Genomic DNA, 11,467 nt, shown 5'->3' with positions numbered 1-11,467 from the left:
TCATGAAAAGCTTCATTTTATCTCACCAACAGGTTATATTTTCCACTTGTCTGTTATTGTTTTTATCTATCAGTTATCAAGGCTTTTCTCAAAAGTCAATTGGCTGGAAAACGGGAACAGATAAAATCAACATAACACCCAGCCAAGCATTATGGATGGCTGGATATGGCCATAGAGATCATACAGCAGAAGGAAAGTACGGTGACCTTTGGGTAAAAGTTTTAGCCTTAGAAGATGCGAAAGGAAACCAAACAGTAATTGTTACTTCGGATCTTCTTGGCTTGCCTAAGAACCTATCTGATGGGATTCGCGAGGCAGCAAAAAAGAAATATGGGCTAGAAAAGTCCCAAATTGCGCTGAACAGTAGTCATACCCACTCTGCACCTGTACTTGGAAAATCCTTGTTTGATATCTACCCAATGAATCCTCAGCAACGAAAAGATGTAGAAGATTACACAGATAAACTGCAAGGGGATATAGTAGTAAGCATAGGCAAAGCTCTTTCTAAATTACGTCCTTCAAAGCTTTATTCAAATAATGGAACGGCAAGATTTCAAGTAAATAGAAGAAACAATAAGGAAAGTGAAGTTCATTTGTCTACGGATTTGAATGGACCAATGGACCATGCTGTGCCCGTTATAAAAGTAACAGATGAAAATGATCAAATTACTACGGTCCTTTTTGGTTATGCCTGTCATCCTACTGTCTTAAGTGGCTATCAATGGTCTGGAGATTATCCGGGATATGCCCAGGAGGTAGTTGAGAAAAATTACCCAGGTGTTATGGCCATGTTTTTCCAAGGTGCTGGGGGTGATCAAAATCCATTACCAAGAAGAACCCTACCTTTAGCTAAACAGTATGGCACAGTACTGGCTGCCACTGTAGAGAGGGTTTTATCTGAAGACATGATGCCATTGGGTTCAGAGCTAGGAAGTGCCTATAAAGAAATAGACCTTGATATAGAAGACCCTCTTAGTAAGGAAGAACTCAATAAAATGATCAATGAGGAGAGTGGCTACCTGAAGAGGTGGGCACAACGAATGCTAGGAGAAATAGAAGCTGGAAATAAGCTACCCTCCTCCTACCCTTTCCCAGTTCAAATCATTAAAATTGGTGAGCAACCAATCTTCACTATGGGAGGTGAAGTAACTGTAGGCTATGCCAATAGACTTAAACAAATGTTTGGCCCGGATGTCTTTGTAATGACCTACACCAATGATGTAATGAGTTATATCCCAACAGAAGTTATACTAAAAGAAGGTGGATACGAAGGACATACTTCTCAAATGGTTTATGGATTGCCTAATAAATGGAAACCAGGATTAGAAGAACAGATTCTAACAGCATTTGATGAACTTGCTTCAAAATTAGCAATTCAAAGAAAAAAATAACCCGGTAATCCCACCTATAATATTATGGTAAATTTCAAAAATTACATCCGATTAATCGCAATAATACTCTTAGCTGGCGCTTTCTCCTCTCAGGAATTATTGGCTCAGTCAACAAATTACGAGATACTATTCGATGGGAGCTCTTTAGATAAATGGCAATCAAAAAACAATCCATCCTCAGCCATGAAAGGCTGGAAAATAGATGGTGGCACCCTATTTATGGACGGTAAAGGTGGGGGAGACATCATTACTAAAGAAAAATACGGCGATTTTGAGCTGGTTTTCGAATTTAATCTGACCGAAAATGCCAATAGCGGCATCAAGTACTTTGTAGATACCATCTACAATGAGAAAACTGGGAAAATGATGATCAATGGCCCCGAATATCAGATTATTGATGATTATAATTATAAAGGTGTGAAAGACGATCCCAATGGTTCAACTTCTACTGGAGCTGCCTACCTATTCTATCCGCCTAAAAACAAACAACTAAAGCCTGCTGGAAGTTGGAATCAAGGCAAAATTATAGCCAAAGGAAAGAAAGTGAGCCATTGGTTAAATGGAAAAAAATTATTGAGTTACACTCGTGGTAATAAAGACTATCTGAAGAAAAAATCAGAAAACAAATTTAAGGACGACAAAAACTATGGAGAGCTAAAAGAAGGCCATATTTTGATAACGGATCATGGAGACAAGGTCTTTTTTCGAAATATAAAAGTCAAGAGGCTCTAATTTGATCTTGGAGGTATTGTTAAAAAAACACAACAATACCTCCATAATCGTTTCGTATCATTTTTTTAGTAGGTGCTGCCTCCTTAGCTACATAGACTCACCCTCTATAGCATGCTAATTCACATTCACTAGTGTTCCATAACCATCCCATAGTATTTTGTGATGGGGTATAAGAACCAGGACCTAACCTTATTTTTACACATTCAACCCGGATTATTTAATAGAATTTCTCCGCCCTGACTGTCAGGGATGAAGCCTGTCCCGTGTTTACGGGAAGTGTTGCAATCGCAAGACAATCGGGCTGTTTGGAGATTTTAGCATAGCACCGCTATGGTGAAATTGAAAACAGCAACGAAGTGGCTGATTTTGAAGCGATTTCAGCACGAAATAGAATGTCTATTGCATATTTCGGGTTCAAGTCAGGCTCAATTCATCATTAAAAGCAGCCTAACAAGCAGTAACTTATTTGTATTCTTCTAGCATCAAAGATGATTTCTCATCGAAGGTATCAGAGATAGATGATTTACTTGTTAACTCCCAATAACTTTTGTCCTGTAAAACCAACACCTGAGTGGCCACAATCCAGCTTTGAGTCCATCCAGTCAAGGTTCCCCAAGCACCCCAACCGGCATCAGCATTTGATGCCCAGTATTCCCAACGGTCGTAATCAAAAGCTCTAAACCAAGCACCATCAAGGTCTTTAATTGCCTCACTCTTAACCTGTATTCTCGTCATAAAATCGGATAATTTCTCCAATGCGGCAAAGTATTCCGGATTATTGGTCGCATGGGCAGCTTCATTTAAGCTAAAAAAGGCGAAATTACTGGTATACAACATGTCCGCTATGGGATCACCGTTCTCAAATATCAAAGGAGCCTCATGTAGACCGTATTCCTGATTGGAAGAGGTTCGACCATATCTTCCCTTATCTTCTCCACCCAACTCTTCTCTAATCGCACCACTTTCTACTTGATTTTCTAAAAGCTTGCTCACTATTCGGTCCAGCCATTCCCTATGTTCTGGTGTATCCTCCACTTTTACTAACCAAGCCAATGGCAAAATCATTCTTGCACGTTCTTGTTGAATACCATTGGTCCAAAGCCATTCCTCTGGGTAGTTGTCCATGGTAATTTCAATCGCTGTTTTTGCTTTGGTCAGCAATGGTTCGTATCCAGTTTTGTCATACAACCACAAATAAATGGCCCACATCCAGGATTCAAAATGAGGGGCTGGATTAATGGTTTCTTGATTCCAGTAGTGTTTCCATCCCAAATTGTGAAGATTGGTATTGTTTAATCGATTGCTTCTAAAACCATATATCCCTGTTGTCCTAAAGTTCGCCAAAATTGCTTCTACCATCTCTTCATTCCAATCCTCTTTTCCCATGTGCGCCATTGCACCCACAACCCCTAATATTGCTCTGGCATTGTCATCTCCATAATACACATAAGGATGAGTATTGGACCAACCTATTAATCCAAAGGCGGCTGAATCCGGCTCACTACGTGGGCCTCCACGAAGATTTTCTCTAAATAAAAACGCAATCAAATTTTCTGCCGGAACATTATAAGCAGGCTCTTCCAATAGGTTGGCTGCTGCTGCTAATGCATAGGCTGCTTCTCCCTGAACATCCGCTCTGATCCAATACCTGTATTGTTGACTACCATCATAAAAGATATTGGAGGAATGACCTTCCAACAAACCCTCAGACCCATCTCCAACCGGATAGTTTGCAGGCACTGGAGGACCAATGGGATTGGTACCATCACCTTGGTATTTGATCCAATAATCTTTCCAATCTTTTGCTATATAAAATTTTCCTTTTTCAAACCAATCCACTCCATTTTTAACGCTATTCATTTTATCTTCCCTGTCCAATTCAGCAGTAGCACTGAAGGATGGTTCAAGTAAACGAGGCCATGAATCAAAACTAAAGGATTTATTTCCAGTAAGTTCAGTAATAATATGAGACCACATGACTTTCCAGTGTGCTTCAGGGCCAAACCTCCCTTTAGCAAAACCAGACAACTTACTTAGTCCTACAAACCCTTGGTCTTTTTTGAACAGCAGCGGATATGCTGGAACTCCTTCCAATCCATAAACAGCGCTATCAAGACCGGCCACTTTAGCGACTACCAACAAAGGGTCACTTACTTCCGAGGATATAACATGGCAGTCGTTAATGCCTAGTATTTTCATAGGACTTAATTTGGTGCCAAATTGATCACTCACCACTACGGCTCGTTCAAGTCTGGTCTTCATTACTTCACCATTACTCTCAAGCCCCTCAAAGTCTTCTGGAAACTCAAGGTAAAATTTAATGTTTTTCTCCTTAGTGACAGTAAAAAAATCTTCAGGTATTGCTACTCGTTTATGCGGATAATCTCCTGAAAGCACCAATAAGCTGGCTTCATTTTCCATTACTTCTAAGGCAGAGCTAATGTCAGAATGGAAAGCTAAAGCAAAACCTTCGCCTTCCAACCACTGCACTAAATCATTGTTTTCAGGACCAACTACATTGATCTTTTCTTTTGAGGTAGAACCACAGGAAGTGAAAACAATAGTAATTATTATTAAAAGCCAATACCGAAACATATATCAAATAATTTATTTTACAAACCGCAATATAAAGTAATTCCGCAAGTTCTGTCAATCCATTTATAAAATATTGCATTACCAATAAAAATGCCTTATTCCTTATGTTAGTCCAGATTTTAAAAGGAAAAACAGTTTATTTTAAAGGCTTTAAGAACTGAAATTCTTACCTTTAAATAAACATAGACCATTCAGAAAATGCCAATCAAATTTATATCCTTCCTCTTGTTTACATCATTAGTTGCCACTGTTTCAACACTATATACAGAAGTCACCAATGATTCACCCTTATTGGAGATCAATCAAACAACAAATGGAAAGAACCTAAACAAGGAAATTGAAGGGGAGATCATTCAAGATCCTTATAAAATAATGGTTGAATGGAATGACCTTGCACCTTATTTCACTGTCCCTGCTAAATACGAAGGAAAAAAAGGGAATTTTAAGGACCCCTTTATCTTCAATGACAAAAGCCGGGTGACCACTTTAGATGACTGGAAAATAAGGAGAAAAGAAATACTGGATTCCTGGCATAAGCTTATGGGCGAATGGCCGGATTTAATTGTAAAAACTAATTTCGAGATACTGGAAACAGTCAACAAACCTGATTATATCAAAAAAAGAATTCGATTTGAGTGGATACCTGGCCAAATGACCGAGGGCTATCTCTTACTGCCCTATGAAGCCAATAACCGTCCTGCGGTGGTTACTGTGTATTACGAACCTGAAACGGCTATAGGAGAAGGAAAACCAGATAGAGACTTTGCTTTACAATTGGTCAAAAGAGGGTTCGTCACGCTCTCTATCGGCACAACAGAAACCTCCAATGCAAAGACTTATTCTTTATACTATCCAGACATCGATCATTCCACAGTTCAACCACTCTCTTTAATGGCTTATGCTGCTGCCAATGCCTGGCATGTATTGGCTGATATGAAGGAAGTCAATAAAGACAAAATAGGCATTATGGGACATAGTTATGGAGGCAAATGGGCTATGTTTGCATCTTGTCTGTTTGAGAATTTTGCTGCTGCTGCTTGGTCAGACCCTGGAATCGTATTCGATCAAGTTAGGCCAAATATTAATTATTGGGAGCCTTATTATCTGGGGTATCACCCAAGACCAAGACGAGAACGAGGTGTTCCAACTAAAGATAATCCAGCCAGAGGATTGTATCCTCAGCTAATAAAGGAAGGGAAAGACCTTCATGAACTTCATGTGTTAATGGCTCCCCGTCCTTTTTTGGTTTCTGGTGGTGAAGAGGACGGGGAGAATCGTTGGATTCCTTTGAACTATAGCCTAAAGGCAAATTCATTCTATGGCTACAAGGACAGAGTGGGCATGAGTAATCGACCTGACCATTCTCCAAATCCGGAATCCAACGAGATTATTTACAACTTTTTTGAATATTTCTTGGCACAATAAGGTATCAAGAAAGGAATTTCTCAAGATTGTTTGCTACAAACTCATCGTCATTCAACCATGGATAAGCATTGTATACTCGGTCAATTTCTTCAGATTGGCCTGGTGACAGTACCTCATTAGGGTTTAAACACCAAGTTCCTTTAAGCAAGCCTTGACGTCTTAGCACTTCGTGAATTCCTGGAATACAGCCTTTAAATTGATGTTTCGGATCGAATATCACTGCATTGGAATCTGTGATTTGAACGCCTAATTCGAGTAATTCTTGTATTCCTCTGGAATCATTGTCTCTACATTCCTTTATTCTCTCCATTAGAGCTACTGCTTTGGTAGTCCACACTGCCCAATGGCCTAGCAATCCTCCAACAACCTTTTTGGTGACCTTTTTGCCATCGACCACAAAAGTAAATGGAGTAAGCAAGTCTGCCACTATATTGTCATCATTACCTGTATACAAGGCTATTTCCTCATGTCGACTAGAGGAACAAACTGCCCTTACCACATCTAGAGACTGGTACCTGTTAAACGGAGCCATTTTTATGGCCTGAACATTAGGTATGTCGGCAAAATCTTTCCAGAAGTCATAACTTAACAACCTTCCACCAGCAGAAGGTTGAAGGTAAAATCCGAAAATTGGAATAACCTCTGCCACTTTTTCTGCCCTTTTAATTAGGTCTTTTTCGGACCAGTCACCCAATCCTCCGGCACTTAACAAGCCCAAATCATATCCCAACTCCTTAGCTAAAGTAGCTTCTGCTACTGCCTGCTCTGTATCTCCTACAATTCCTGCTACCATTGCGAATGGTCTATCTATCGCAGCAGCCTTGACCTCTTCCATGGCCATCCTTAATACCGGCTCAAAAAGTCCGTATTTCTCTTCCCTGATCTCAAATTGGGTACTGTGGACACCCACAGCTATGCCACCTGCACCTGAGGCAATATAATAGCGCGAAAGCGCCCGTTGGTACTTCTCATCAAGTTTTCTTTCTTCATTTAAAGCCAGTGGATGGGCAGGTATCACTGTACCATCATGTAACAATTGCTTGATAGCGGGGTTTAATTCACTCATTATTTTATAATTAAAATTTTCCTTCTCTTTCTTGGAAATGTGTGGGTTTATTCAAAGTCTTTCCATCTTGTTGAATCCATTGAGCAGTCATCTCAATCATGGTAAGTAAGGAAACGCTTGGGTATCCGAAAAGCTGATGACACAGCGAGGCATTGTTAAGCAAAACTTTGGGCTCAGGTTCATTGATGAACACTGGATGTTTATCCAATAATTTGCCGAACTTTTCAGCCACCTGTTTAATGCTGATTGTTTCAGGTCCGGTTACATTAAGAATTTTCGGGGGACTAGTAGTATGTAGCAAAGATCGAATAGCAATTTCATTTGCATCTCCTTGCCAAATTACATTCATATGGCCACTCCTTAAATTAATAGGTTTTTCGGTATTGACCATCTTGCCAATTTCCAATAGGTTACCATAACGCATGTCTATAGCATAATTTAACCTATACATCAACATTGGAATATTGTATTGATGACTAAAATATTCAAAAACTCGCTCTCTTCCGAGGCAAGATTGAGCATACTCTCCAATTGGCTCAGGTGGGGTTTCTTCTAAAGCTCCACCTGATGCATAATGCACAAATGGATAAATATTACCACTTGAAAACACCACAATTTTTGAGTTCTTGTACTTAGTAGCTACCCTTCCAGGTAAATAGGCATTCATGGCCCAGGTGGAATGCTCCTGCCCTGTTGTACCAAATTTTTTGCCTGCCATATAAATGACATTCTCTGCATCTGGTAAGGCTTGTAAAGCCTCATCATCCAATAAATCTGCAGCTATGCAAGTTACCCCATGGCTTTCTAGATCTGTTCTCAAACTTGGATCAGAAAAACGGGAAACACCAATGACCTTACTTTTCTTGCCTGCATCTTTTAATGCTCTGCTTGCAAGCTTGGCTAGGCTTGGTCCCATTTTACCAGCCACACCTAAAATCAGGATATCGCCTTTAATTTTTTTTATATCCTCAACCAGATTGCCTGTAGGCTTACTTAGTATTTCTTCTAACTCTTCTATAGATTTCATTGATTCAATAGTAAATTTTAGTGGTTTATTAAATCATCCCTTTCATTCATTCAGGATAAAAACATATTATGCGTAAAACAAGGAATAAGCATTACTAAATGCCAAGGTGAATAGCACTATTAAACCAATAATCCCAACCACATTGGTGAAAGTATTGTTTTTTAAGCCACCCATTATAGTGGTATCGTTACCAATTAAGAACAGGCCTAATCCTATAAATGGCACTGCAAATATGGTAATGCCTTGTGCAAACACTATCAATTCCAAAGGTAGTCTCCCAAAAATTAGCGCAATAGAAGCACCAATTATAATAATTAGGGAAATCAATATTTTAACTGGAGTACTATTAAGATTCCTACCCAATGACATGGAATCTGAAAGCAAGGTACCACCGATACTTGCATTCCCTAATAGGGAGGAAAATGAAGCTCCAAAAAGCCCCACCATAAAAACCATAAAAGAAAATTTACCATAAACGGGTTCTAATGCCATACCTATATCACCTGCTGAAGTAACTGTTACTCCTTTAGGGTACAAGATGGTAGCGGCACTGATCATTATCATGGAAGAAATTAAACCCAATACTACTATTCCTGTATAGCTTTCTCTTAAGGCATCGTTAGACTCCTCTTTCTTCCATCCTTTTTCCTGCACCAAATAGGATTGGTAGAAAGCGCCTGCAATAGAAAAACTGGATGCTACCAAGGCAATTACCAAGATAAAGGACCCTTCCGGAATATTTGGGCTCAACCCAGACAGAACCTCATCCCATGCAGGTGGAGCAAGAATTAGGGTGAATAGGAAAGAAATCAACATAATGCCTACCATTAGCATCATCACTTTTTCTAAAATCTTATAGAAAGATTTAAAAAAAAGCAGAGAGATGGCCATTAATGAGATGATTACAATCCATAAACTATTGGTCTGGCCTAGAGATTCGGACAAAGCCAAGCCAGCTCCTACAGTATTACCTGCCTGAAAAGCAGCGGTCACGAAAAACACACTAATTCCAGCTAACAAAGCGGCTGATTTACCCCATTTATTTCTAAATAAAGTAATAAGAGAATGCTCTGAAGCCAAACCTATCCTCGCTCCCATCCCAGTAAAGGTCAGCATCAAAAGTGCAGCGATTATAATTACCCAAAGTAAGTGGTAGCCATAAACGGCTCCCAATTTGGAAGTAATTGTAAGGCTACCTGGACCAAAAACCAAAGCGGCTGTAATTAGTCCCGGGCCCAAAGATTTAAACCAACGTTGGATCATATTTATATTTTCTGCGAAGTAAAATTGTATATTAATAAGTGCCTGAATAATCTAAAAATGTTTCCTATTGAAGATTTCAGTCAAAATGACGGCGTCTTTTACTGATTCTGGATTTTTTAATAGTTTGGAATACCTGTTCCCTGTTTTGTATTCTCCTGCTACATCGACAACTTCTCCGAGGATTTTTTTACCATCCTCTATTACTACCTGATCGTCTAGTTTAACAAAGGGTTGTCGAACATCACGGTAAGCGCTTTTAAATTCTTTTTCAACAGGTCTTTTTTCTTCAGCAAAAACTTCCTGCTCCTCTATTTCTTTATATTTTCTATGCCGGGTTTCCTCAACCCATTCCTCTTCGACTTCTTCAACTATATCCGGGTTTTGGTCTTTTCGTATCTCACGCAACAACTCCTCAAAAGAGGGCCCCTGCTTTGGCATGTTTTCGGGTTCTTCCATTTCACCCCGCGCTTCTTCTTCTTTCTTTTTGGTGAAAGAAGAGTAAATAAAATAGACAATTACTGCTATGATATAAAATATTGTGCTGCCGTCCATATACCTCTTGGGTGATTTAAAAATAAATTTACAAAAATTATCCGGTATGAGAGAATTTTTTTGATGGGTATCAAAAATTAAGGTTTAATGGTTTTTTTAAAATTACTTAAAAAGGTTTTTGCCATTTTCTTAAGGAGGAAGAGAAAAATCCTGAGCTAAATTGTTTTAAAACATGATTTAAATCAATTACTGATAAAATTTTAATTTTTCTATTAATAATTAAATTTATTTTACTTAAATTAATAATATGTTTAAAGAAGGCTAATAGTATTCATAAAAACCTGACCCTACCATGAAAACCAATCCAATAGTTCCCTACTTATTTGAGAAAAACATAGCATTTCCAAACATATTGGTAAAAACACGCTTTGGAAATGTTCACTTGAAGTCTTTAATTCAAAATAAAAGAATTATAATTTACACCAATCCTTCTGAGTTAATCCCAAAAACCAAGAAGGAAAAGGAAAGATTTGAATTGGCACTAAAGCAATTAAAAGAATTAAACTATCACTTGATTGGTTTTAGCAAAAACTCCTTTGAAGAACATTTGTTTTCAATTAACTGGCTCAATTCTCAACTAGAAGATTATTTGGTTTTTCCCATATTCTATCAACCTCAAAATGAAGCCAAAAAAACTCTAGAAGAAATCCTATCAAAAAAAATATTGATTGATAGCCCTATATATTTTATAGACAAGGCAGGGAATGCCCAGTCTATCCTAAATGGAGATGTTTTAAAAGAAAAAGGGCTTGAAAATATCGTGGAGTTTGCCTCTAAAATGGTCTTAACAAATCAAAGTTTCAACAACCCAAATCTTGCTTTAAAAAATTAATTGATAGCAACTATGGTAGAAACCAATCCTTTTGGATGCGGTTCGGTATTTCTGTTTACCGGATTAGGGTTGTTTTTGGTTTCAGCTGGTAATTCATATGTTAAACCTTTAGGTAATGGATTTAATTTCACAATACTACCATCCACATCTGCGCCGAATTCCACATGCAAATTGTCTGTCACAGCACTCCCATGAAGGAGCCCTTTATTGCCAACAATAATGGTTTTAAATCCTACTACTTTACCTACAACCTCTCCTAAAATTACGACTTCTTCTCCTTTTATATCCCCAATTACCTGTCCTGACTCTCCTATAATAACTTTTTTGGTTGTACTTATATCTCCTTGAATAACGCCTTCTATCCTTATGTCATTTTCTGTAATCACATTACCAACTACCCTAAAGCCATGAGAAAAAAAGGAAACATTATCCGATGGATTTACGATTAATTTAGCAGTGTTTTTTGGTGACCACATTTGAAATCTTATTTATACTAGTAAACGGAAAAAGCAAAGAAACAAAACTTGCTTTAAGAATACAATTCTCCCATTGAGGTGATTAATAATTAAAAATACCAAAAAAGT

General features: G+C 38.3%; 10 protein-coding genes. 4 read left to right on the top strand and 6 right to left on the bottom strand.

Annotated features, from left to right (window positions below; all coding sequences use genetic code 11):
- The first annotated feature begins 2 nt into the window (after window positions 1–2).
- Both AC13EX_RS19375 and AC13EX_RS19370 read left to right on the top strand, forming a co-directional pair.
- The gene (locus tag AC13EX_RS19375) at window positions 3–1,391 is read left to right on the top strand and encodes a neutral/alkaline non-lysosomal ceramidase N-terminal domain-containing protein (RefSeq protein WP_339717630.1); all 1,389 of its coding nucleotides are present in this window, start codon (window positions 3–5) and stop codon (window positions 1,389–1,391) included.
- Window positions 1,392–1,415: 24 nt separating this feature from the next.
- Entirely contained in the window at window positions 1,416–2,123 is a 708-nt protein-coding gene (locus AC13EX_RS19370) for a 3-keto-disaccharide hydrolase (RefSeq protein WP_048642788.1), read from the top strand.
- 462 nt (window positions 2,124–2,585) lie between these two features.
- Here AC13EX_RS19370 and AC13EX_RS19365 read toward each other — a convergent pair whose 3' ends face one another.
- Window positions 2,586–4,718, bottom strand: a complete 2,133-nt coding sequence (locus AC13EX_RS19365) for a hypothetical protein (protein ID WP_482893957.1) — start codon at window positions 4,716–4,718, stop codon at window positions 2,586–2,588.
- Between the two features lie 198 nt (window positions 4,719–4,916).
- On the opposite strand from AC13EX_RS19365, the gene AC13EX_RS19360 reads away from it, so the two are divergent.
- Window positions 4,917–6,143 carry an alpha/beta hydrolase family protein gene (locus tag AC13EX_RS19360; RefSeq protein WP_482893956.1) on the top strand — a complete coding sequence of 409 codons (1,227 nt, stop codon included), beginning with the start codon at window positions 4,917–4,919 and terminating at the stop codon, window positions 6,141–6,143.
- Between the two features lie 4 nt (window positions 6,144–6,147).
- On the opposite strand, the gene AC13EX_RS19355 is transcribed toward AC13EX_RS19360, so the two are convergent.
- From AC13EX_RS19355 to AC13EX_RS19340, 4 genes are all read right to left on the bottom strand, one after another.
- Complete coding sequence (locus tag AC13EX_RS19355) at window positions 6,148–7,209, bottom strand: dihydrodipicolinate synthase family protein (protein WP_048642786.1); 1,062 nt, start codon at window positions 7,207–7,209, stop codon at window positions 6,148–6,150.
- Between the two features lie 10 nt (window positions 7,210–7,219).
- The gene (locus tag AC13EX_RS19350) at window positions 7,220–8,236 is read right to left on the bottom strand and encodes an NAD-dependent epimerase/dehydratase family protein (protein WP_048642785.1); all 1,017 of its coding nucleotides are present in this window, start codon (window positions 8,234–8,236) and stop codon (window positions 7,220–7,222) included.
- Between the two features lie 66 nt (window positions 8,237–8,302).
- Window positions 8,303–9,499, bottom strand: a complete 1,197-nt coding sequence (locus AC13EX_RS19345) for an Nramp family divalent metal transporter (RefSeq protein WP_339717621.1) — start codon at window positions 9,497–9,499, stop codon at window positions 8,303–8,305.
- Window positions 9,500–9,550: 51 nt separating this feature from the next.
- Window positions 9,551–10,051 (bottom strand): hypothetical protein, encoded by a 501-nt coding sequence (locus tag AC13EX_RS19340; protein WP_048642783.1) that lies wholly within the window; start codon window positions 10,049–10,051, stop codon window positions 9,551–9,553.
- A 292-nt stretch (window positions 10,052–10,343) separates the two neighbouring features.
- Here AC13EX_RS19340 and AC13EX_RS19335 point away from each other — a divergent pair, with 292 nt between their 5' ends.
- Window positions 10,344–10,883: a redoxin domain-containing protein gene (locus tag AC13EX_RS19335; protein ID WP_482893955.1), complete on the top strand. Its 540-nt coding sequence runs from the start codon at window positions 10,344–10,346 to the stop codon at window positions 10,881–10,883.
- Here AC13EX_RS19335 and AC13EX_RS19330 read toward each other — a convergent pair.
- The gene (locus tag AC13EX_RS19330) at window positions 10,880–11,359 is read right to left on the bottom strand and encodes a bactofilin family protein (RefSeq protein ID WP_048642781.1); all 480 of its coding nucleotides are present in this window, start codon (window positions 11,357–11,359) and stop codon (window positions 10,880–10,882) included. The two genes, AC13EX_RS19335 and AC13EX_RS19330, sit on opposite strands and share 4 nt — an antisense overlap.
- Between the last annotated feature and the right edge of the window lie 108 nt (window positions 11,360–11,467).

It is taken from the genome of Cyclobacterium sp. L-R (assembly GCF_056859355.1).
The sequence above is the reverse complement of the archived record's forward strand: the minus strand, read 5'-3'. Positions and strand labels throughout refer to the sequence as shown.